The following is a 22,774-nucleotide window of genomic DNA, read 5'->3' on the forward strand; positions in this document are numbered from 1 at the left end:
ACGTAAACGCACTGAAAAACGAGACCCTATGTTAACGATTGAAAACATCAACGTGAATTATCATCACGCCGTGCAGGTGTTGAAGGGCTTTTCCCTGACCGTCAACCAGGGCGAGATCACCGCCCTGCTCGGCGCCAATGGCGCAGGGAAAACCACCGTATTGAAAGCCGCCTCCGGCCTGCTGGGATTGGAAAATGGCCACATAGAAGACGGCCAGATCCAGCTCGATGGTGTGTCAATCCTGAAAACAAAACCGCACATGCTGGCCCGCAACGGGTTGGTTCATGTTCGTGAAGGTCGACGGATTTTCGCTGAAATGAGTGTTGAAGATAACCTGACAGCGGCCTCCTACGCGCTCACCGGCCGACATAAAAAAGCAGACTACCAACAGGTGTATGATTTTTTCCCACGTTTAAAAGAACGATCCAAACAATTAGCGGGGCTGCTCTCGGGTGGCGAACAACAAATGCTCGCCATTGGCCGCGCCATTCTGGCGCAACCCAAATTAATATTGCTGGATGAACCTTCGTTAGGGCTGGCCCCTAAAATTGTGGATGAAATATTTGAGATTGTGCGGCGCATTAATCAGGAACAGGGCGTCAGCATGTTGTTGGTGGAGCAAAATGCCGCAGCGGCGTTTCGCGTTGCGCACCAGGGTTACATACTGGAAAACGGTAAAGTGGTCTTGGAAGGCTCCATCGACGAACTTAAGCAGAATAAAGACATTCAAACCTTTTACCTCGGTATGGGGGAACATCAGGATGCGTCGTCCTTCCGCGATGTTAAACATTATAAGCGCCGCAAACGCTGGTTAAACTGAGGGCCTGACATGACAGAGGAAACCTACCTCAGCATTACGCAAATGCTGGAAGACAATGCCCGGAAATATCCGAATGACATTGCCCTGCGTCAAAAAAAATTCGGCATCTGGCAGGAAATGACCTGGCAAGCTTACCTCGACATTACCCAAACCATTGCTGCCGGGCTGCGGGCGAACGGCGCGGAGCGCGCTGCCCACGTTGGCATTATTGCCGAGAACTGCGAAGAATGGATTTTGGCACAACTGGGGACGAATTTTTTATCGGGCGTTTGCTGCGGCATTTACCCCACGAGCCCGGCGAATGAAATACTGCACCTGTTAACCAGCGCCGATTGCAGCATGGTTTTTGTGGAAGACCAGGAACAGGTCGACAAAGTATTGAGCATTGAAGGTCAGCTGCCCTTATTGAAAAAAATTATCGTATTCAACACCAAAGGGTTGCAGAACTACCAACACGACAAACTGGTCAGCCTGGACACATTGATCGAACAGGGACGGCAGCAGTTAACACAGCAACCGGATTACGTGAACGAGTGGCACAAACACCAACACCCAGACGACACGGCGCTGATTGTGTTTACATCCGGCTCTACCGGACTTCCCAAAGCCGCGATGATTTCCTACGCCAACATGTGGCACGAAATGAAAGTGGTGTCTGAAACCATTCGCACGGAACCTGGACAGAACATCCTTTCTTACCTGCCGCTGTGCCATATTGCCGAACAGGCCGTGTCCAACCTGAATGCCATGCGAAACAGAATTGTGATTAATTTCGGTGAAAGTTTGCGCACCATTCGCACCGACCTGCAGGAAATAGCGCCGGACCTTTTCTTTGGCGTACCGAGAATCTGGGAAAAAATGCAGGCGGAGATTTCGGTACTGGCCTCGCGCAGCGGACCGCTGCGACAAAAGCTGATTGGTATGGCCATGAACCGAGCACACGCGTTAGGCAGTAAGCTGCCAGTGAACTGGAACCGCAAAGAACGGCTCGAATTCCGGTTCTGGGATGCACTGGTGTACCGTCACCTGCGCAGCTACCTTGGGCTGGCGCATTGCCACTACGCGATGACCGCAGCGGCACCGATCTCACCCTCGCTGCTCGCGCAGCTGCGCGGCATGGGCATTCGACTTTGTGAAATATTTGGTATGACCGAAACCACCGGTGCGGCCACCGTGCAACCATGGGATATGAACAGTGACGGGCGCATTGGGTTTCCAACCGTCGGCGTGGAATGCAAAATCGCCGAAGACGGCGAACTGCTGGTAAAAGGCGGCATCATCTTCAAGGGCTACTACAAAAACGAACAAGCCACCCGGGATACCATAACCGATGGTTGGTTGCACACCGGCGACATCGCCACCGCGCACCCGGACGGAAGCTTCAGCATTGTTGACCGCAAGAAAGACATCATGATTAACGCCGCAGGCAAGAACTTGTCACCCAGCCTAATTGAAAACACCGTTAAGGCATCGCCCTACATCAAAGAATGCATATGCATTGCCGATCAACGCCCGTATGTGGCCGCGTTGATACAAATTGACCCGGACGCGATACCCACCTGGGCTGAAAATGCCGGTATAACCTACACCACCTTCAAATCGCTCACCCTGAACCCAGCCGTGATCGAATTCATCGCCAGCGAAGTAGAAAAAGCCAACCAACAACTTGCTCGTGTTGAGCAGATAAAACGATTTTACCTACTGCCGAAAGAACTGGACCACGATGACGGTGAAGTGACCGCCACCATGAAAGTGCGACGAAAAAATATTGCCGAACAATTCGCAACTGAAATTGAACAGCTATTTGCCGAGCATGCGGCTTAAGGTTGGTGATGTTAGCAGGGTTGTCAGTGAGATTGGTGACGAAAAGGACAGTTGAATACAAAGAGAAGCAAAACGCCGGGATCTTTAGCGTTTTCTGGGATACCCGGCATAAAAACCCTCAACGGAATGCAACTTTTAAAACACTCGCTCTCGCGACTTGTTCAGCGCTACCTGAGAGAAAGCAAATTACTGACCGTCACAAACTCATAGCCTTCAGATTTTAACTGGTCGATGATTTCCGGAACGGAAGCCATAACCTGCTTTCGGGACTGATACATCACGTGGAGAAGAATGATGGAACCTGGCTGTGTATTGTTTACGACGAATTCCGTTATTTCATGGGTTGTGGCGTCTTTGCCCAGATTCGCTTCAGTGGCAATATCCCACATCACGGTTTGCCTATTCGTTTGCTTCAGATAATACGGCAACAAAAAAAGCTTCTTGCCATATGGTGGCCTGAACGTTATTTCACCTACATACCCAGATTCGCGTATTAATGCATCCGTATCGTCTATTTCGTTACTAATGAAACGATAGGATTTAAGCAGCATTCGAGAATGAGAGAAAGAGTGATTACCTATTTCGTGACCACTCGATACGATGGACTTGGCCAACGGAAAGTTCTCGTCTATAGACTGGCCCATTAAGTAAAATGTAGCTTTAACATTCTTCTCATCAAGGATTCTAAGAATTTCATCTGTAGCGTATTTTGTTGGACCATCATCGAATGTTAAAGCGACGACCTTTCTTTCGGTATCTACTCTATCGACAAGCTCTCCAAAAAACTGGAAGGACGTAGACCTGCTGATATAGAAAAGAATTATGCCTACCAGAAGGAGAACGAGTACTGCAAATATCCCTTTATTCACTTTTATTCCTTAATGCTAAAACGCATTGTTTTGTACGCGGTAAATGCCAGTAGAAGGCATAACCGCGAGAGTAGATTAAATTAGCAGGCCGTCTCTTGCTGATCTTGATCAATGGTTACTTCCGCCACTCGGTGGTTCTTGAGTCATAATAGCCAGACTCCCCCAAGCTTTTCCCCCAGTATACTTTGTATTCATTCTCATCTATGTACTGATAACATGGACAGCTTTCTGAATACTCTATGTCTAACCTTTCGTATAACTGACGTATTTCCGAGTCGGTTGGTATGACACCGTTTTGATCTCTAAATTGTTCGATGGAAATAACCAAAGCTTCCGCGTCTTCAGCCTTTTTATCAGAGCATGTTGTAAGAACGCACACGAATGCAATGGCTAATAAGTGTTTCATAAAATGTAACGTCTAAAAAAGTAAATTAGGTACCCGGTCAAACCGCTATTAACGACTTAAAGTTTCAATAGTTGCAACTTCCGCTCGAAAATTAACCTTTAACATTGTATGTACATACTACCCGTGTTTTTCGACGAGTTAAGGAGCTCGAACCTCTTCTCTTACCCGGTAAATTTCGACCTAGAAAAACAATTTATCGTTAGATGCCATTTCAGGACAACGTCACGCGATCAAAAACTCGTCCATTCAGTTGATTCCAACTGCTTGCAACTTTCATCACGTGAGCGGTCCCTTGTCGAAATTCCTCAAACTGAAGACTAACGTCATGACCCCTGATAAAAAACCTGTTTGAACCGTCTGGAATTAATACCGACTCCACCTCAAGCGAATGAAGTAAGTTCTTAACGGTGAAATAACCAGACTTCTCTGTAATATTTACACGAATATCCGAGTTGCGCATTAAATAGTCTCCAGATACTTGGCCGCTTAAAACAGGCGAACTCTTGCTATTATCAACATGGCTAACTTGTAAGGCCCGAGAAAGCGTCTGATAGTGTTCAGCCCAAGGAGCGGTGTTCACACCGATCTCGATTTTCCTGAATTGCGATTTTTCATAAATTCGATCGCAAAGGTCTTTATAATCTGTCCAGTAATTCAAACACCCCTCAAGACCCGTATATCCTTTGCTTGTTGAATAGTCAGTGTTATTCGTCCACTCGGTTAAAACGTTCTGAAATCTCTTTCCTCGAGCCTGAAAAACTCTCCGCATATGCATCTGGGCATCGCCTTCGTCCAAATAGATAAAATGCGTATCGCAGTCGCTTAACAGGGCTTCAACCTGCGACGCGTAATTCTGAATAATCTTTGCACCTATGTTCACATTCATCAAATGCAGGATGTTTTTTTGAAAGAAACCACTGTCGATGATGACCGCGTCATATTCACTCATCTCAGATCGAATAAATCTTTTCCATATATCGACACTAACCAATAGTAAATGGCTACCTGAACTCTTACCTTCGCATGAAGGCAACGTAAGTGGATGATGTTCGGATAACTCATAAAACCAACGCGAGACTAGTCCAGATTTCCGAAAGGAATGATGCAGCCACTGCGCCGTGGTGGATTTACCACTGCCAGGCAGCCCTTCAATTAATATCAGTTTTTTCATGCGTACCTTGTGGGTTCGCGCTTTTAAACGGCGGTGCAGGCGCGCACCGCGTGTTTTGGGTCAGTGATGTTCCCCCGCAAAAATGGACACTCATCTTTTCTACGCTATCATTTGCTCATATTTAATCGGTGAGGTGTAGCCCAATCCCGAGTGTAACCGAACCGAGTTATAAAACTGATTTATATACCGCCCCAACTCCCGATGCAAATCCTTAAAGCTCAGGAATGTTCTTTTACGTATGAGTTCTCCCTTTAGTGAATGATAGAACGATTCCATATAAGCATTGTCTGTGCAATGACGTGGCCGGTTTACACTGTGATGCATGCCGTACTGACATAACAATTGCTGGAACTCCGAACCCGTAAATTCCACACCCCGATCACTGTGTAAGATGACATTGCGGGTATTTCTACCTTTGTTCATGGCATACCTTAGGGCCGAAGTCGTTAACTCAGTTGTTCGTGTGTAGGATAATGACCAACCAAGAATTCGCCGTGAGTACTGGCCCATCACGGTGGCTAAATACGTCCATTTGTCGGCGAGTTTAATATACGTCACATCGGCGACCCAAACCTGATCAATGCCTGACGTTGGATTGGCATCAAGCAATAGGTTTTCACCCTTATTTCTAAACTGTCTTAAGCCTGGCTGGCGTCGAGTTACCAGCGTAACCCTTGCTTTGAGTCCAGTTTCACGCATCAACCGAGCAACGCGCTTCTCGCTAGTTCGTATGCCCATTTTCCTCAACATTTTAAAGACTCGGGGACTGCCATAGCGTCAATGGCTCTTCTCAAAGACTTGTGTGATGGTCTTCAGCAATTGCCGATCGGACTCGATCGACTTAGATGCCGGTCGTTTCAGCCAAGCGTAATACCCGCTACGAGAAACTCCAACCCACTGGCAAAGAAAGCTCACTCCGAAGGTTTCTTTGTATCTGAGGACAAATCCAAATCGTTCTGATGTTTTTCCGCCAGATACTGTTGCCACTCTTTTAGAAGATCATTTTCCTTCTTAAGGCGCTCAACTTCTGCTCTAAGTTGCGCGGTCTCAGTGATTTTCTTTTGGGATTTCGATATACGTTTTTTAGACAAGCCAACTCGCTTCTTTCCATCACCTTGAAGCAAACCTTCTCGATATTCCTTGCGCCAACGTGACAACATAAATGGATGGATGCCAAGTCCTTCTGCAACCTGATTGCTTTGAATGTCGGGCTGATAACTCATTTTAACGGCCCGAATTTTAAACTCTGTTGAATAGTGCCACGTTTTGCGTGGATTATTATATTTTGGCATTCTTTCCTCCAGATGCGTTATCTAGAGGTGTCCACTAAAACGGGGGAAGTTCAGAATCCCCAACCCGTGCTTGTTAGTTTTAGTTCAAATACTGAGCCCAGATATTCTTCCCCGGGTGATGTTCTCTTATAGTAGACATTGCGCATTCAAGATCTTTCTCATCTGATGTGTCCACTACATAATCAAGAACCGATATATCAAGGTCTAGTTCCCAGAGCTTTTCGATTTCATCATTTGAAAGTATTCCAGAAGCTAGCCATGTAGCATGATTCCCAGTATGAATCAGAACTTTCATTTCCTCATAGGCTGATTTACTTGTTATAAAAAGTACCACTTAATATCCTCCAGCCTAAAGAAACTAACGCCCCTGTTCATTGACCAAGCTTGTCTTGGTCCGATGTAACGGCTTGTTCTGTATTAATTAGTGCAAGACTTCGAATAAACACTGTACTCGATTCTTCTTCGTCTTCCCATTCGTTACCAAGATCCAAAATCATACCGAGATCTATTAATCTAGTAGTGACTTTATCAGTTACATCATCATAAGAAGACAGGTCAGATCTTGAGCCAGCCTCAAAGGGCCAATCTTCGTATGTATCAGATAGAAAATCTATTTCGTCACCTGAATATGACTTTCTATACCATTCAACCATGAAAGCAGAAACCGCATTTGACTCAATTTCATGCCGAGTACTTACCGGAAGGTTTGAAAACAGTATTTGTTCCTTCCTTGTAACATTGACAGACTATACCCTATCGACATTCTCTACCTTTGAAACAGAACGTTCTTGTACACGGGCGAAAAACGAACGCCAGTGAGTTTTGAGTCCAAAGCCCGGAACGGGCTGCGTGCTACAGTTTGTTATGTTCTGGGAATTAGTTACCACTGAGGATTTCCATCTACTATCCCGCTCCTATTCCACTCGGTCTCGAACTCTTCTTTAGATATTTCGATAGACTCTGAAGTTATTTCGATAGGCTGATCACATAGAAAACCATATTTATCATCCATAAAATCTCCGCGGTCGTACTTTATGGAATTACCATTCGAATATCTGTTGATTTGTCGTTCTGCGAATGAATCTGATCCATTAATTTCAAAGAAATACCAAGTTTCACCCCAGTGGTCATACTTATCACCACGAGATTCATTCCAATATTCCTTAATCCACTTCATTCGTTTACCTTAAAAACATAACGCAAAACGCAGGGGCGAGTGGAGCGTAGCGTAACGAGTCCATAGCCCGCCACGATAGCGGAATTTTGCGGGCTAGTTGCCTGCCGTGTATTGTTATGGATGTAGGTCGTTGACATATGCTCGCCTCATTTGTCGCCCGTAACCACAACCATTAGAAAAAAGGTTTCCCCTGAATTTAGATTGAACATATCTCTTATCAATTTGTTGAATGCCGATATGAACTTCATGTCTCGCAAAAGATTCACGAGCCAGCTTATGCAATCCACAGAATATGGCCCAAACCATTAACTGGTGCCATTCACTCAGTGACGTTGCTCTTTCTTCTGCTTGAGCCCAAGCTATATTCAGTTGAGGAAAAGTCCCTCCGTTACCAGAGAGGATCTTACCATCTGAAATTTCAATTTCTCTCTGCCAAAGCAATCTAGTTTCTTTGAAAACTCTACTGAACTTCATTTATGTCTTGCCATAACGCCCGCATAAATGGCGAACGACTTGTTGCGAGTCCAGCGCGTACCGCGAAGCGGTATCTTTAAACGCGCGATATTTCATGAGATTGTTACCTTAAGGGTGAAGCTTAATACGGGTAACTAATGGATAATTTGATACACCACACTTTGTGGGGTGTACTGCAATTTGTACCGAAGCACTTCTCGATTGAGCTGTGAGCAACAATGATAACGCAAACTCAACATTTGCGTCTGAAGGATTGACTTCATAGTGATTGGTAGCGCAGCCCGCTGGGTTGTGCATATCGTCTGCAGAAAAAATAATGATATCAGAGCTATAACCAGCGTTAATTTGCCCCAATTTAGTTAGCTGACTCCAGTCACCAGCAAATGAGAATGACGAAGTGATTAATAGTGAAGTTAATGCCAATTTTCTAAGTTTCATTAAAATTTCCTGAAGGTAACAGTTTCTTCTTAAGCCACCGCCTATTTTTTCATGAGCGCATATGTAATTAGCTGAAAGAACCACAGTATCGCTCTCTGCCAGTCATACTGCAGCCTTCAAATACCCTTGTCAATTTGGTTGTCATTACATAGAGCGCATGCCCAAGTATCTTAAATACTGCTGCGCCTGAAACGCCCTATTCATGGGGGCTTGTCTACTATGCGGGAAATGGAAATTCCGTTATCGCCCGAGTTTTGCGGCGCGTGCATAGATATTCAGGAATTCTCCGGAATATGCGGCGCAAAGGCTTTTTAGCGCGATTGGGGCTTTTTTCAAAGTGAAAAAGCCAAGATTACCCATAATTTGGGAGACGGCGCGATCCATGGGGTTGTTGCGGTGAAGGTTATGCATTTGAAGTTTGATTGTTAGTGTGAAGACCAGCCTTGATGTCGCATTATCCTGGAGCAAGCGCTGTTTAATCGGGGCTAAAGCCCTCTCGCACAGGGTGTGCGATTGTCGGGCTGAAGCCACGACCTACAAATTCTTTGCGCCTTCGACTGCTACGCGCTCAAGGCGAACGAAAGGGGCTGATGGTTTCGCGTCTCCGCGTTGCAAAGCCAGATTCAGCGTAGACCTTTTAATTTGCCGGGCTGAAGCCCGACACACACAGTTATCGCCTCTCCGCGTTGCTCCAAAGGCTCCTACGTGGTTAGAAGGCACATATTTAATCACGTACCTGTGGAAGCCAGCTTTAGCGGAGACGCATTTTAAAGATTGTCGGGCTAAAGCCCGACCTACATGTGAAAATTACACCAAACCGAGTCGGGCGAGTGAGGTGGTGTTCATTCGGTTGTAGCCGCTGCTGTTAGCGGTATCGGCTTTGGTGATGAGGAAGAAGTCGTCCAGCCAGATTGAGTATTCCAGCAATCGGTCTTTTATTCGCGTGGCTTCCAACAAGTGTTTGTCTTTGATCGATAAGTTTCCTTTTGGGTTGTGGTGGATAAGGATGAGCCGGGTGGCGTTGGCTTGAATAATGTGGCTGATGAGTAAATTAGTGGTGAGTTCTTTGAGGGAGAATTTGCCTGTGAGGATGGGTCGGCTTTCTAATAACACGCTGCGGGTGCTGAGCATGAGTGCGTGTATGGCTTCGTGTTTTAAATGGATGAAGGTGTTGGCGATGTACAGCTCGGCACGGGCGATGCTGTCGAGTATTACGGGGTTGGGTTTTTCCAGTTCGCGTTGGTGGGCGTGGGTGAACAGCAGTTCGTCGTCTATGTTGGTGATTATTTTGTACATGATGTTCTCGCTTTTTAAATTCGTTTTCTGTTTAAAAATTTTCAAGCATCAGAAACCTTGCCTGCGGGCGCAGGCAAGATGTGCGGCCAAGCAATGTGTTCTGTGTATATGAGTAGTGAGCTGTTATTTTTTGCGCGGGTACGGCCTGCGCGTTTTGTACAGGCGTAACAGCTGTTTATAACTCACGAATGTCACGGAACACGGCTTTAGCCGCATCGAATTTGGAAAAGCTCCGGTGTACAACGCCAGGGCAATACGAAAACGCCACCAGTGTAGGGCGCGTAAGTACGCGGGGTCGGTTTCTATCTGTGGGTTTCGGTGCCGGTTGGCGTGTGTGGAGTTTGCTGTTGTGTGAACAGCGGTTTCACAAGGTTTTTTCGCTTCAACGGGGTGTTGAAGGTCGCTGTTTTGTGCGCTTAGTTTTTCTTGTGAGTGGAAATTTTCTTGGAACGAGCGGTGCTCTAGCTTAGAATCCTGCTTAGCCATAATTGATACCTTAGCCTATCGGTTGTGGTTAGCTGCCCTTGAGTGTTGGTAGCACTCGGGGGTAGCGCTTAGTTTTGTCTGAGTCTGCCTCTGGTTTACCTCCTTTCCTGTCTAATAATTCAACCTGTATAAAACACTGGGTGCGTGTTGAACACAATTTATTTTTTGTGTGAGGTGAAGTTATTGTGATGGGCGTCTAAAAAAAATTGTTTGTATAGTGTGTTGATGTGAGTTTCTTTTCATCAGTGTAATGGTCTCTTACTTCGTTTTGTTGAGTTTGAATTTTAATTTGTAGCATTTGGTCCATTCGAGACATGGTTTATTTGGGAGGTTTTTTTCGTCAAGGGCCACAACAGCTTGGCCCTTAACAATCCCAGCCGCCGCCACAAACGACTGTTCACTCTTCTCAATTCCGTCTTCGACAGGTCGTTCGCGACGGCCATCCATGGCCGGCTCACTTGTTCAAGCATCCCTGCTTGAACAACCTGTGAGACGAGAATTGCTCCGCGTGGTCGTTTGAAAGGCGGTGAAACAACCGCATGAGTCGCCATCTTATTGGATATTTCTAAAATCGATTTCTGTCACATGATCTTTTGACTAACCATTCGAAAGCCATTGCCGATATTGGCGTAAATAACCGCTCCGTCGCATCTGCTTTGGCTGACTTAATTGGCACGTCGCAACGGGTTCAAGGGCATGGATGCCCTTGGAAGCGCCGCGCGTGCAGGGACGCACGCTCAAGCGACCGTTCGAAGAAAGTGACAATTAAGGAAGACTACCAAAGCGGGCGACAAAAGGGGGTTCAAGGGGATCGCCCCTTGGAAAGAAAAAAACTGAATTGTTTACCAGCACAAACACCAAAAACAAGGTCCAAAAAAGATAGCGCGACCGCCCTCGTGCCTCGGTTATTGGCTCAAACAAAATAAATAAATAACCGTTTTCGATATCGGCGTAAATAACGGCTCCCTCGCATCTGCTTTGGCTGACTTAATTGGCACGTCGCAACGGGTTCAAGGGCAGGGATGCCCTTGGAAGCGCCGCGCGTGCAGGGACGCACGCTCAAGCGACCGTTCGAAGAAAGTGGCAATGAAGGAAGAATACCAAAGCGGGCGACAAAAAGGGGGTTCAAGGGGATCGCCCCTTGGAAAGAAAAAACTTAATTGTTTACCAGCACAAACACCGAAAACAAGGTCCAAAAAAAGATATTGCGACCGCCCTCGTGCCTCGGTTGTTGGCTCAAACAAAATAAATAAATAACCGTTTTCGATATCGGCGTAAATAACCGCCACGTCGCATCTGCTTTGGCTGAATTCATTGGCACGTCGCAACGGGTTCAAGGGCATGGCTGCCTCCTTAGAAAAAAAACAAACCCTCTTCCAGCACAAACAGCTGCGCTGCAAAAACAAAAACCCACCGAAAAGCCCCGACTGGTTTCCTTTGTGCGTTTTCCTTGAGCTGCGTCACTTGGGGTTACCGGTATCTGCGCTGTTTGGCTGCTATCATGCCAGGGTTGTTTTTTGTTCAGCGGTGCTTTTGCTTTAAGGAGGGTTTCTGTGTATCCGTTCTTGATCATTGTGGGTTTAATCTTTTTCTTGCTGCTGGCACTGCTGGCGCTGCGTTTATTTGATGAACATGCGGAGCGATTGGAGTGGGCGCGCTTGTCTGCTTTGCAGCCGTCAAACCCGGCTACGTTTAACTCAAGTTTGGTGGCGGATTTACCTGAGCCTGCTCGTCGGTTTTTCAATTTTGCGATCAAACCCGGTACGCCGTTGCTGAGCGTGGCTGAAATCGATATGGGGGGTGAATTTAGTTTAGGGACGAAAGATAAGCCTAACTACCAGCCGATGGATGCCAGGCAGATTCTGGCTTCGCCTATGGGGTTTGTCTGGAAGCTGAAAATTCCTGGGGCGGTGTCGGTAACCGGGTCGGACAGTGGCCGCTGGACGCGTTTTAGGATTCTAGGTCTTATTCCTGTTGCCCGTATGGAGGAAAGCGTAAACCACACGCGGTCGGCATTCGGCCGGTATGTTGCCGAGTCTGTGTTTTGGACGCCTGCGGCTGTGCTCCCGGGGCCGGGGGTGGTCTGGCAAGCATTGGGGTCGGACTCTGCCCGCGTAAGCGTGACGGGCAATGGCCTGACCCAAGAGGTGGATGTAAAGGTTGATGCCGAGGGTCGGCCCGTCGAGGTTCATTTCATGCGTTGGACCAATGCCAATGCTGAAAAACAACACCGGCTGCAACCTTTTGGCGGTTATCTGTCAGATTTCCGTGAAGTACAGGGCTTTCATGTTCCCTTTGATGTTGAGGCTGGCAATATGTTCGGTACGAGCGATTACTTTGCGTTTTTTAAGGCAAAGGTGACGGCTGTCCGCTTTCGTGAGCATGCACGTGAACGTGAATGATGGGGTGTGACTGTGTCAGCGCACGTGCTGACACAGGTGGTTTTACTGCGCGTTTATGCTTTCGCCCTTTACATCGCGGCGCAATAGTCTGCGGTGGGTACAGCGCGAATGATTTCAATACTGGCGGCCGGTTTGGTCATGAATTCCGACAAACCCACGGCGGTGCCGTTATCGGCCCAGTCGTAAGTGTAACCAAGCCCAGTCCAGGGCACGCCCGGTGCGGCGCGGAAGCTTTTCATGTAAAGCTGCTGGTAAAACTGCGTGTAGTCGTTAATGCCGTCCACCTCTGGGGCGCTGCCATCAAAATTCAGGTTGCATTGGGTGTCTTCGGGGCTGGGGTCGACGCAGGGGCGGAATACGTCCTGTGGCTGAATCCACATTTCAACAAACAGGTCGTATTGCCAGCTTGGGTGCAGGCCGAGCAACTGTTTCAAGCGCAGGTCGCGTACGGCATCCAGGTCGGCATTGTCGGCGTGTTGTTGTGTCCATTGCTGGCAAAATGTCTGCACTTGTGGGGCAACCGTAACCCAATAGGCAAACTCTGGGTTTGCTGGAGTTTGCGTGGTACCGGCGATGTAGTTTTCAAACGCGGCGGTGCTTTTCCAGGTGACAACTTTGATGCGACCTTGGTCATCGCGGAGCAGCTGATTGTTTGTGGTGGATATCGGCGTTAACTGATTTACGTTTTCGCCATCCATCACTTGCGCGGCGTCAATCACCGCCTGCTGATAGGATTCATCCAACGACAGAGTGGTACAACCACTCACCGCCAAGCCAAAAAACACCAGCAACCCTATTGGTGCAGAAATTTTTCTCATTACTCTTTCCCCAGATATTGATCAAGATAGGTTTGCCACACGTCTTCGTCCAAAATACTGAGCAAGGCACGGTTGACCGGTTCCCGTAATGCGCTGCCTTCTGGAAACGCGATCGCGTAATCCTGTGGTTCCACGCTCAGTGGCGCCAGTTTTACATTCACCAGTGCTTTGGTCGTCACCAGATACTGCAGAATTTCTTTGTCGTGCAAAAACACGTCGACCGCGCCTTCGTCAAATTTGCGTTGCAGCTGTGGAAAGGTTTGCAGCTGTTCGACGAAAACGCCCTGCTTTTCGGCCCACTCCGAGGCCACACTGAGGTTCTTCACCGCAACGGTTTTTCCTTTCAGATCGGCCACGCTGGTGACCTGAGGTTCCAGTGCTTGCAGGGTCAGACTGGAGGTAATCACGGCGGTAAAACTGGAGATAATGGTGACGCCAAAAAACATCAGAAACAAAACAAACAATTGACCGAACCGGGTGTTTAATGAAAACGGATCGCCCCGCCCCTGGAACACCAACAGTGTTGACCAGATTAACGCGCGGTAAAATCCTTTCAGCGGGCCTTCGGCAAAAAATTCATTGCCGCGTTGCCGTTCTGTCCACCAGTAGTAAATCGCGACGATAAACATGAAAGACAGCAAACCCAGAATAATGTTTAACAGGTTGGAGCGAAAAATTTTAGCCAGCACCAAACCAAAGTTGGCGCCGCTGTCCCGGTCCGCCACCAGCGTGCCCAGCGACGCTTCAAAATAGCGGTGCGAGAAATCGATTTTTGCTTCGCGCGCGGGGGTGATCGACAGCGCCGCAATGGCTAAATCTATTTCCCCCTGTTGCGCAGCCAGGATCAGGTCATCCGCTGTGCCATATTCGATGAACCGGTATTGCGATGCATCCAGATCCAGACAATCGGCAACCAGTTGCCATAAGCGAATACTCAACCCTTCCAGATTACTCAGTTGACCCATCACAAAGGGCGGCGAAAACTTGGTGCCAATGCGAATGGGTTGCTCGCTGGTAATCGGATCAATTTTCGGGCAATAGGACGGTGCCGCATGGACGACGCTGGCACAGGCCAGCAAAGAAACCAGAACCAAAAAACGGTGCCATTTAGTCATGCTGTTGAAGCCTCATGTCAGTCAGGTGCTGAACCTGGGAAAGTGCGTCCTGCAACGTTGCAAACTCGTAGTCGTACGTCAGGTGTTGGAATTCATGCTTGCCGCCGTAACCCCATCGGGCAACGGCTGTCTGGCACCCGGCCGCCAGGCCACATTGGATGTCTGCCCGGGCATCGCCCACCATAAGCAGTTGTTCCGGTTTTATTTGCGTGTATTCGCTGAACAGGAGAACCATGTCTGGTGCGGGTTTCGGTTGCGCGACAGTGTCGCTGGCGTAAACCTGAGAAAAGTAGTGCCCAATATTGCGCGACTGTAACAGTTCCAGGGTGCGTTCAGAATCTTTCCCGGTGGCAATGGCCAGCGGTAACTGTCTTGCGGCGCAGCATTCCAACAGTTCTTTTACGCCGTCGTACAGCAACACCTCATGCGCCATTGCCCGGCTGTATTTGCGGAACGGTTCGTACATATCTTCGGTCAAATTCAGGTTGCGCATAATTTGCTTGAAACCCAACCCGAGAAAACGCCGGTATTCATTAAACAGCGCGTCGATATCAAACGTTTGGTGCGGGTAGACCTCCACCAGCGCAAGCGACAGTGCCTGCTTCATCACCGCGAGGCTGTCGATCAAAACGCCGTCCAGATCGAACACAATCGCTTGAACAGACCGCTGCGAATTATTCATTTTCCGCACTGGCCTGTTCCATATAAAGTGTTTCAACGACGTCAACAAACTGGCCGATTTCGCGACTAAAGGCTTCGTAGATCCCCGGCAAGTCCAGCTGACGTTTGCGCACCAGAGATTGATTCATACCAATGATGAACTGCTTCGCTTCCAGATAGTCCGGCGATAAGGTGCCTGACAGGGCGTCCAACGCCAAGTCCATGGCCACCTGCCCTTGTTCCGTTCCCGAAATAGCGACGGTCATCAAACCACCGTCTGCAACAAAATTGGTGTTGGCGCCCAACACCGGTAACAGGGCATTGCGCTCAGTCCAGCTGATCACCTCTTTGGGGGAAACAGCCTTGCAGGCTTCGTTAGCGGTCGGCTCTGGGCAATCGCCCTCGGTCAGGTTTTGGTAGTTGGCAATCAACAACATGGTGTTATCGGCATTGGCCTGTAACACCGCTTGCTGCCATTGCTCGAAAGAGCTCACCGCCAACGGCGCCCTGGCGTTAAACGGCGACCAGTCTTGCAACAAATAGCCGCGGTTTTCTTCTATACCGGTGGCGGAATGGTCGTTGAGCATTTGGATGGCGGCCACGTCCAGTTCACTGGCGTTGCTTAACGTCTGCAACGTTTCGATCAGGGCTTTGTAGTTTTTGTGTTCATAAATACCGGCAACATTGCTGGCAGCGTCGTAGCCGTATTGTGTGACAGTGCCGTTAACGCCAGCAAAAATAATGGTCGGGGTTGTCAGACTCGCTTCGCGTTGCAAACCAAAGTAGTCCACACCCGGGTTCTCGCATCGGCCACTGGCCAACCACTCGGCAATGCTTTCGGCTTGCGCGGAGCGATCGAAATCCGCCGCCGTCTGCAATTGATTGAAGCCGACCAGCGCCTGTGCCAGATCATCCACCAGCACAACCACCTCCGGCTGCCAGTCGCTGATGGTAAAGCGCACATCCGCCGCCGCATTTTGATAAAAGTTACAGTTGGGGTGGTTTTTTAAATCCATGTAGTGCGTTCGCACATTCAGGTTACGCACATCCGCTGATGCCAGCGAGCGGGAGATACCTTCGTTAATATCATTCACCCAGGCCAGATCTTTATTGTAGGAATGTACGACCAGAATTTTTCGTTGATCGCTGTTGTGCTGCAGAACAACAACCGCCGCAGTGGCCAGCAACACCAGGATCAGTAACCATTTTATGAGCGCTAAAAGTTGAGTCATGTTCGGGCAATCCTAAATAAAATAGAGCGACTGCCACCACGGCAGACTGGCGTAGATCGCAACAATCCGCAGCGACAGAAAACCAACATTGACCAACAACATCAGCCCCGGCCGGTAGGCGACCTGTTGGGCATCCAGTTCACTGATCGTTTGCGAATACACTCCATGTTGATACGGAAACAGAAAACTCTCAGAGACCGTCACCACAATAAAGCCCACCAGCCAGGGCGACACGCCGACGCTGGCCGCAAAGGGCAACAGCGTCGCGGCTAATAAAATAAACGCGGGTGCGCCGGGCACCACCAAACGCACCAGCAGAACAAAACCGATGATCAGACCAATACCCAGCGCAAAGTTGGCTTCAAAAATAGGTTTGATCAATTCAATCTGCGCCACCAGCCATTGGCTCAACGCCAGGTGATCGAGCATGTCGCCCCAGGCCACCACGGTGGCAATAAAAATCAAGGTGGGCCAATCCACTTTGCTGCGCAAAGACTGCAACGACAGCCCCTGAAATAAAAAAACCACCAGCGCCAAAAACACCACAACCCAAGCCAAGGGAATTTGGTGCAGGCTCTGAGTAAAGACGCTGGTCAACAACAAACCATACAGCCCCAACACGCCCCAATCTTTTCGGGTGATGAGGGTGCCAGGTGTTCGTGCAGCCAATGTGTCGCGTTCAAGTTTCGGTTCCGCTTGGGGTGGCAATACGAAGCGTTGTGCCCACAACGCAAAGCCAATCAACCCAATCGACAACACCAGCGCGACAACCATACTGGCTTGCAGCCAACCCAACCATTGAAAACGGCCGCGCGTCTGTTCGCTGAGCATAGCCAGTAAAATAAAGTTCAGTGGATTACCGGTCAGGAATACGGTCGACATTAAGGTTGTGCCGTGCACGTGTAACAACGCGTAGATGGACTTACCGGTGGCACTCTGCGACAAGGCGAATTTATCAAGCAAGGGTTTGAGCATGGTCGCCCGGCCCAACGGTGATGGCACCATCAGGGTTAGCAGCAACGCCGACGCCAACAGAGTCAGGATCTGTTTGAGACTCGACACGCCCCCTTGGGCTAAAGCGGCATTTAAGCGATCAAGCCAATGGGTTTCCGACAGCATAGCCGCCAAAATAAACACGCCCATGACCAGAAAAAAAATCTGCGAATAGAACCCGCTAAAGGCGACATCCTGCGGTACCAGTTCCAGCAAAGTCGCTAACAGAATGACGGCCAGCCCGGGGACAAAGTCCGGCACGAGACGGAACACCCACATTGCCACAGCGGTCGCGGCGATCGCAACAAACCAACGTTGATCCGACGTTAAATGGGGTCCGCTAAGAAAGAAAATGCTATAGGGCACCAACACGACAATCAGCCAGGCAACAACGCCACTGGTCGTCTGTTGCCCACCCTGATTGATGGTTTTATCAGATGAACTCACCGGTTCTGACTCTCTCTTTATTGTTGTGGTTTGACCACTTTTTCTACAGCTTATGAAATAGTACGGTGTTTGGGAAATTTTTCGTGCAAAAAAAACCCGGCATAGGCCGGGTTCATTGCTGTGTTCAGATTATTTGTAAACCGGTAACTTGCCGCAAATATCTAACACTTTACCTTTTACTTCTTCGATTACGGCGTCAGCGTTGCCGTTTTCCAACGCGTCCAGAACGTCACAGATCCAACCGGTCAATTCACGCGCTTCGGCTTCTTTGAAACCACGGCGTGTAATGGAAGGTGTACCAATACGCAAACCTGAGGTCACAAACGGTGAACGAGGGTCATTCGGTACGGAGTTTTTGTTGACGGTGATGTTAGCGCGACCCAAAGCAGCATCGGCATCTTTACCAGAGTATTCTTTGCCGATCAGGTCGACCAGGAACAGGTGATCTTCCGTTCCATCAGACACAATGTTAATGCCACGCGCCATAAATTCCGCAGCCATGGCTTTTGCGTTCGCAACCACCTGAGCTTGGTATTCTTTGAACGCAGGCTCCATGGCTTCTTTGAAACACACCGCTTTCGCTGCGATAACGTGCATCAATGGGCCACCCTGAGATTCTGGGAATACGGCAAAATTCAGTTTTTTATTCAGCTCTTCATCTTCTTTCGCGAGGATCAGACCACCGCGTGGGCCACCCAGCGTCTTGTGCGTTGTTGTGGTAACAACGTCGGCGTAAGGCATTGGGCTTGGGTAAACACCGGCGGCGACTAAACCAGCAATATGCGCCATGTCGACGAACAGGTAAGCACCCACTTCGTCGGCGATTTCACGGAAACGGGCCCAATCGACAATTAGAGAATACGCAGAGAAACCCGCCACGATCATTTTTGGTTTGTGCTCACGCGCCAGCGCAGCAACCTGATCGTAATCGATCTCGCCAGTTTGAGGGTTCAAGCCATACTGCACCGCATTATAAATACGACCAGAGAAAGATACGGGAGCACCGTGGGTTAAGTGACCACCGTGTGCCAGGCTCATGCCCAATACGGTATCGCCTGGTTGACACAACGCCATGTACACCGCTGCGTTCGCTTGTGAACCGGAATGTGGCTGTACGTTGGCGTAACCGGCACCGAACAGTTCTTTTGCGCGATCGATAGCCAGCTGTTCAACCACATCGACATGTTCACAACCACCGTAGTAACGCTTACCCGGATACCCTTCGGCGTATTTGTTGGTCAGCTGAGAGCCTTGTGCCTGCATCACGCGTGGTGACGTGTAGTTTTCAGACGCGATCAACTCGATGTGCTCTTCCTGGCGCACACGCTCCGCTTCCATGGCGTGCCACAGGTCGGCATCGTAATCGGCAATATTCATTGTTTTTTCAAACATCGGGACTCTCCGGATCGTTGTAACCGTTAACTAAAAAGCTCAAATGGGCTGTTTAGGTAACGCCTGCAAAACTCGTACAACCAGTCAGTTTTTTGCCTGAAAATCAAGCGATTTCAGGAAGCGGGTATTTTACACAAACGCTCGGGCAATCCCAGACACAGTTCTGATTTAATTCGCAACAATCTGTTCCGTTTGCAGGCAAGTAAAGCGGGCTTTCGATGAGAGTTAAAATGGCTTCAAAGGCTGAGCAGGATTGGCCTGGCGGTCGATTTAACCCCAGGCTCTGCGCGCAATGGTGACGCTACGATAAGGCCGCCTACTTTGCGCCAGAAGCCGCTACGATTCAAGATACCGGCATCGCACCGATTCAGGAGAATCCCTAATGAGCTTTTTCGACGATCCCAAAAATGTTGAGCAATACATCGGCATGTCCCAAGGCTACGATGGCGCCCTATTGGTCAATGCCCTGGCAGCCAAACTTGCGGAAGGTTCCACCGTGTTTGTGTCCTGAGTCAGAAGTTCACAAGAATTCAGCGTGCCATTCAAGCTTTATAGCTAGGCGTGTCTCGCAGTCAATGGTTATTCCATTGGCAAGAGACAGAACAACGCTAGAGAGCTTGAATGACGCGCCCGAAGGGAGCTCATGGAAAACACTATTACGGCGTTGCTCTTCTTGAAAAGATCTCGATATTCTCTACAAAGAGCGCCTTGTACTAGCGCTTCCCATGAGCTCTGAAACGATGCGAACTTCTGACTCAGGACACTAGAACTGGGCATGGGCGAAGGCAAAGACGTCGCGCTGCTCAGTCAGTACTTTCAGGTCACCGGCTCCGACGCCTCATCCGTTTTTGTGCAGCGCTATTTGCAGCGTCATCCCAATGCCGACGTTCTGGTGCTGGATGCGGTATCGATTAACACCGAACGCCAGTTCCACGCCCTCTATTCAAACAAGGTGTTGCATCAGCTCTCGCCAGAACAACTGGCGGAATCCTTTCAACAGCAACACGCGCGCTTACTGGATAATGGTTTAATCCTGCATTCCTATTGGCTGGGCACCGGCTCTCAGGAATTTGCCGGAGACCGAACTTACTACTACCAACCCGCAGCCATCACGGAGCTGATGGCCCCCTTTTTTGACGTGCTCAGCATTGAAACCTATTCCGAAGCCGACACTGAGGATTCGTTCTTTGTGCTCGGCCAAGCGATAAAAAACTAAATTTTAATTTGTGGCGGCGCACCCTCCTTGCTAACGTTGGTAGAATCACAATAAAAAACGACGAGAGTGCTATGCCGCTAAAACTGAAACTGATCTGGCCTTTTCTGTTAACCATCCTGATTCCGTTGATCGTCGCCTGGTTCGTCTACCCGAACCATGTTCCGCCGGAGTTCATGGTATTCCCGCCGGTAGAAATTACGCCGACACCCGGCTTTAACCTGCTGTACTTCATCGTTCTGGCGATAGGCGCGCTTGCAGTGACAGCGCTGATCTTGTTCCCAACCTTGTTTGGCTTCAAAAAAGTCACACCACCGACACCGCCTGTGGTCACGCACAGCTTTCCCTGGTGGTTTTACGTGGGTGCCGCCTTCATGCTGTTTTTCTGGTGGCTGATGTGGTCACGCTCATTCGTTTTCGGTGATCTGGTGTATTACGCCTTCAGCCCGATGTGGTGGGGCTTTATCGTGATGCTGGATGGCATTGTCTATTACCGTACCGGAGGCAAGAGCCTGATCGTCAACCGACCAGCCCTGTTTTTGATTTCTGCCGTATTTTCGGTCGCTGGGTGGTATTACTTCGAATACTTCGACTATTTCGTGCTCAGTAACTGGTATTACCCGAATGGACACATGTCGGAACTCTCCCACGCCACTATCGTCGGCATTTTCCTCGTTGCCTATTCCACGGTTTGGCCCGCCATTTTTGAGTGGTACACCCTGCTGAACAGTTTTCCGAAGTTGGTGGCTCGCTACAGCGAAGGCTGGAAAATTACGCTCAACGGTAATGTTCTGTTAATTTTGGGTATGCTGGTCACCGCTGGCATGGTTGCTTTTCCGCACCTGATGTTCTGGGGCGTCTGGATTGGTCCGATGGCCATGTTGGTCGGCCAGTTGATGCGCCTGGGCATCTGGACACCGTTTCAATCCATCGAAAAGGGCAACTGGAGCCCGGCGATACTGGTCGCCGTCGCCTCATTGTTCAATGGCTTTTTGTGGGAGTTGTGGAATCACGGCAGCGAAGCCTTGAACCCGGTCAACATGTCCGGCCCGATTGCGCAGACCAACCCGAACTATTGGATCTATGACGTGCCTTACGTCAACGTGATTCACCTCTATTCTGAAATGCCGCTGTTGGGCTATTACGGTTACCTGCCGTTCGGATTGTTTGTGTGGATCATGTACATCTGGGCCGGAAAAATCTTCGGCTGGCGGACCGATTTAGACCTGTAACCGCAATCTCGCCACCTTCGCTGATTGAAGGTGGCTTTCCTGCCTCATCTGGTAAACGCTGCCATTCAACCCAAACTGTGCACTGTTTAAAAGTTTTACGGTAAAGCCTTTGCCAGCCATGCAACACGGCTCTTATACTGCCCCGCTGAATAAATAACTCACTGTTGTTGGCCCATTGGGCTTATGGATACTCATCAGGCAACCCATGGACGTTCTTGCCTGTCAGCAACCTTACCGATGGGTATCATCATGAAACACTTTCTAGCGTTAGCCGTATTGACGCTGAGTCTCCTGCTTCCAACCGTTTCTACTGCCAATGATTTTGATTGGATGCGCGATTTCAACGTTCGCGCTGAAGCCGATCAAGACGGCGTTCGTTTGCGTCTGCAAAAGACATTCAACATTAACGGCGCTGAAATCGATCTTGTCTGGTCAAACACGAAAGACCCTGCCGATGCATTTAATGTGATCGCACTGGCAGACATCTCAGACCGCCCGGTACGTGAGGTGCTGAGCGCCTATGAAAAATCCACAGGCTGGGGCAATCTCGCCAAACAGCTGGGCATTAAGCCAGGCTCGGCAGAATTTCACGCGCTGAAATCGGGCAATTATGGGCAAGCCTCGGTTCTGGGTGAACAAGCGTCATCGGGTAAAGGTAAGTCCAACGGTAATGGAAAAGGTAAAAACTGATTTATGAACGCATTACAAGCCAAAATTTTAGCCGCAGTGTTCATTCCCTTGGGGTTAGCTTCTGCCGGTTACGGTGGTTACCAACTGTTTTTGGCCTGGGACCACAACCAAGACCTGAAAGAATCTGACAATGCCTTGGGCGGGCTGCTCAGCAGTGTCACCAATGCGCTGGGCGCTGACATGACCATGCCCTACACGCAACCGGCCATCTTTTTGGGCGCGGGTTTGTTTGTGTTTTTGCTGGGCTGGCTGGCGCTGGGTCGCGTGCGCTGATTTCCCCTACCATTCGGGCGCGCAGGGATCGCGGCCCGAGGGTACCCTTGAAAC

At 49.2% G+C, this 22,774-nt stretch carries 27 protein-coding genes and 1 pseudogene; 8 read left to right on the forward strand and 20 right to left on the reverse strand.

The genetic code is table 11. From position 1 onward, the window contains the following. Positions 1-28: 28 nt before the first annotated feature. Both IYN85_RS12615 and IYN85_RS12620 read left to right on the forward strand, forming a co-directional pair. Complete coding sequence (locus IYN85_RS12615; protein WP_196159270.1) at positions 29-820, forward strand: ABC transporter ATP-binding protein; 792 nt, start codon at positions 29-31, stop codon at positions 818-820. A gap of 9 nt (positions 821-829) precedes the next feature. Continuing rightward, on the forward strand, positions 830-2,644 hold the full coding sequence (locus IYN85_RS12620; protein ID WP_196159271.1) for a long-chain fatty acid--CoA ligase: 1,815 nt from the start codon (positions 830-832) through the stop codon (positions 2,642-2,644). A gap of 167 nt (positions 2,645-2,811) precedes the next feature. Here the strand turns inward: IYN85_RS12620 and IYN85_RS12625 are convergent, their stop codons facing one another. From IYN85_RS12625 to IYN85_RS12690, 14 genes and pseudogenes are all read right to left on the reverse strand, one after another. Then, positions 2,812-3,513, reverse strand: a complete 702-nt coding sequence (locus IYN85_RS12625; RefSeq protein WP_370592201.1) for a polysaccharide deacetylase family protein — start codon at positions 3,511-3,513, stop codon at positions 2,812-2,814. Positions 3,514-4,130: 617 nt separating this feature from the next. After that, the gene (locus IYN85_RS12630) at positions 4,131-5,090 is read right to left on the reverse strand and encodes a hypothetical protein (RefSeq protein WP_196159272.1); all 960 of its coding nucleotides are present in this window, start codon (positions 5,088-5,090) and stop codon (positions 4,131-4,133) included. Between the two features lie 99 nt (positions 5,091-5,189). Then, a pseudogene (locus tag IYN85_RS12635) lies at positions 5,190-5,855 on the reverse strand (IS3 family transposase); the annotation flags it as partial. Between the two features lie 146 nt (positions 5,856-6,001). Next, positions 6,002-6,382: a transposase gene (locus IYN85_RS12640; protein WP_196159274.1), complete on the reverse strand. Its 381-nt coding sequence runs from the start codon at positions 6,380-6,382 to the stop codon at positions 6,002-6,004. A 79-nt stretch (positions 6,383-6,461) separates the two neighbouring features. After that, complete coding sequence (locus tag IYN85_RS12645) at positions 6,462-6,716, reverse strand: hypothetical protein (RefSeq protein WP_196159275.1); 255 nt, start codon at positions 6,714-6,716, stop codon at positions 6,462-6,464. A gap of 37 nt (positions 6,717-6,753) precedes the next feature. Further along, on the reverse strand, positions 6,754-7,035 hold the full coding sequence (locus tag IYN85_RS12650; protein ID WP_196159276.1) for a hypothetical protein: 282 nt from the start codon (positions 7,033-7,035) through the stop codon (positions 6,754-6,756). 227 nt (positions 7,036-7,262) lie between these two features. Then, positions 7,263-7,559, reverse strand: a complete 297-nt coding sequence (locus tag IYN85_RS12655) for a hypothetical protein (RefSeq protein WP_196159277.1) — start codon at positions 7,557-7,559, stop codon at positions 7,263-7,265. A 114-nt stretch (positions 7,560-7,673) separates the two neighbouring features. Beyond that, positions 7,674-8,033 carry a hypothetical protein gene (locus IYN85_RS12660; RefSeq protein WP_196159278.1) on the reverse strand — a complete coding sequence of 120 codons (360 nt, stop codon included), beginning with the start codon at positions 8,031-8,033 and terminating at the stop codon, positions 7,674-7,676. A 108-nt stretch (positions 8,034-8,141) separates the two neighbouring features. Continuing rightward, the gene (locus IYN85_RS12665; RefSeq protein ID WP_196159279.1) at positions 8,142-8,471 is read right to left on the reverse strand and encodes a hypothetical protein; all 330 of its coding nucleotides are present in this window, start codon (positions 8,469-8,471) and stop codon (positions 8,142-8,144) included. Positions 8,472-8,711: 240 nt separating this feature from the next. Next, entirely contained in the window at positions 8,712-9,002 is a 291-nt protein-coding gene (locus IYN85_RS12670) for a hypothetical protein (RefSeq protein ID WP_196159280.1), read from the reverse strand. A gap of 276 nt (positions 9,003-9,278) precedes the next feature. Then, positions 9,279-9,767, reverse strand: a complete 489-nt coding sequence (locus tag IYN85_RS12675) for a JAB domain-containing protein (RefSeq protein ID WP_196159281.1) — start codon at positions 9,765-9,767, stop codon at positions 9,279-9,281. A gap of 123 nt (positions 9,768-9,890) precedes the next feature. Beyond that, positions 9,891-10,253 (reverse strand): hypothetical protein, encoded by a 363-nt coding sequence (locus IYN85_RS12680; protein WP_196159282.1) that lies wholly within the window; start codon positions 10,251-10,253, stop codon positions 9,891-9,893. Between the two features lie 258 nt (positions 10,254-10,511). After that, a complete protein-coding gene (locus tag IYN85_RS12685) occupies positions 10,512-10,700 on the reverse strand; it encodes a hypothetical protein (protein WP_196159283.1) in 189 nt (62 codons plus the stop codon). 563 nt (positions 10,701-11,263) lie between these two features. Continuing rightward, entirely contained in the window at positions 11,264-11,596 is a 333-nt protein-coding gene (locus IYN85_RS12690; protein ID WP_196159284.1) for a hypothetical protein, read from the reverse strand. A 210-nt stretch (positions 11,597-11,806) separates the two neighbouring features. On the opposite strand from IYN85_RS12690, the gene IYN85_RS12695 reads away from it, so the two are divergent. Next, a complete protein-coding gene (locus tag IYN85_RS12695) occupies positions 11,807-12,655 on the forward strand; it encodes a DUF6544 family protein (RefSeq protein ID WP_196159285.1) in 849 nt (282 codons plus the stop codon). A gap of 68 nt (positions 12,656-12,723) precedes the next feature. Here IYN85_RS12695 and IYN85_RS12700 read toward each other — a convergent pair whose 3' ends face one another. From IYN85_RS12700 to glyA, 6 genes are all read right to left on the reverse strand, one after another. After that, on the reverse strand, positions 12,724-13,473 hold the full coding sequence (locus IYN85_RS12700) for a hypothetical protein (RefSeq protein ID WP_196159286.1): 750 nt from the start codon (positions 13,471-13,473) through the stop codon (positions 12,724-12,726). Next, complete coding sequence (locus tag IYN85_RS12705; RefSeq protein ID WP_196159287.1) at positions 13,473-14,588, reverse strand: transporter substrate-binding domain-containing protein; 1,116 nt, start codon at positions 14,586-14,588, stop codon at positions 13,473-13,475. The genes IYN85_RS12700 and IYN85_RS12705 overlap by 1 nt, the downstream gene beginning before the upstream one ends. After that, the gene (locus tag IYN85_RS12710; RefSeq protein ID WP_196159288.1) at positions 14,581-15,270 is read right to left on the reverse strand and encodes an HAD family hydrolase; all 690 of its coding nucleotides are present in this window, start codon (positions 15,268-15,270) and stop codon (positions 14,581-14,583) included. Before IYN85_RS12710 ends, IYN85_RS12705 begins: the two co-directional genes overlap by 8 nt. Then, complete coding sequence (locus IYN85_RS12715) at positions 15,263-16,480, reverse strand: hypothetical protein (RefSeq protein WP_196159289.1); 1,218 nt, start codon at positions 16,478-16,480, stop codon at positions 15,263-15,265. Before IYN85_RS12715 ends, IYN85_RS12710 begins: the two co-directional genes overlap by 8 nt. A gap of 12 nt (positions 16,481-16,492) precedes the next feature. Next, positions 16,493-17,920 (reverse strand): SLC13 family permease, encoded by a 1,428-nt coding sequence (locus IYN85_RS12720; RefSeq protein WP_196159290.1) that lies wholly within the window; start codon positions 17,918-17,920, stop codon positions 16,493-16,495. A 129-nt stretch (positions 17,921-18,049) separates the two neighbouring features. After that, positions 18,050-19,312 carry a serine hydroxymethyltransferase gene (gene glyA / locus IYN85_RS12725; RefSeq protein WP_196159291.1) on the reverse strand — a complete coding sequence of 421 codons (1,263 nt, stop codon included), beginning with the start codon at positions 19,310-19,312 and terminating at the stop codon, positions 18,050-18,052. 382 nt (positions 19,313-19,694) lie between these two features. On the opposite strand from glyA, the gene IYN85_RS26155 reads away from it, so the two are divergent. From IYN85_RS26155 to IYN85_RS12745, 5 genes are all read left to right on the forward strand, one after another. Further along, positions 19,695-19,823, forward strand: a complete 129-nt coding sequence (locus IYN85_RS26155) for a hypothetical protein (RefSeq protein WP_255533742.1) — start codon at positions 19,695-19,697, stop codon at positions 19,821-19,823. 264 nt (positions 19,824-20,087) lie between these two features. Continuing rightward, positions 20,088-20,528: a trans-aconitate 2-methyltransferase gene (locus IYN85_RS12730; RefSeq protein ID WP_196159292.1), complete on the forward strand. Its 441-nt coding sequence runs from the start codon at positions 20,088-20,090 to the stop codon at positions 20,526-20,528. A 71-nt stretch (positions 20,529-20,599) separates the two neighbouring features. Next, positions 20,600-21,757 (forward strand): mechanosensitive ion channel protein MscS, encoded by a 1,158-nt coding sequence (locus IYN85_RS12735; protein ID WP_196159293.1) that lies wholly within the window; start codon positions 20,600-20,602, stop codon positions 21,755-21,757. Between the two features lie 249 nt (positions 21,758-22,006). Beyond that, the gene (locus tag IYN85_RS12740; protein ID WP_196159294.1) at positions 22,007-22,447 is read left to right on the forward strand and encodes a hypothetical protein; all 441 of its coding nucleotides are present in this window, start codon (positions 22,007-22,009) and stop codon (positions 22,445-22,447) included. Positions 22,448-22,450: 3 nt separating this feature from the next. Next, positions 22,451-22,720 (forward strand): hypothetical protein, encoded by a 270-nt coding sequence (locus IYN85_RS12745; RefSeq protein ID WP_196159295.1) that lies wholly within the window; start codon positions 22,451-22,453, stop codon positions 22,718-22,720. The last annotated feature ends 54 nt before the right edge of the window (positions 22,721-22,774 follow it).

Origin of the sequence: Reinekea sp. G2M2-21 (assembly GCF_015687175.1) — a bacterium.
Taxonomy (GTDB): domain Bacteria; phylum Pseudomonadota; class Gammaproteobacteria; order Pseudomonadales; family Natronospirillaceae; genus Reinekea.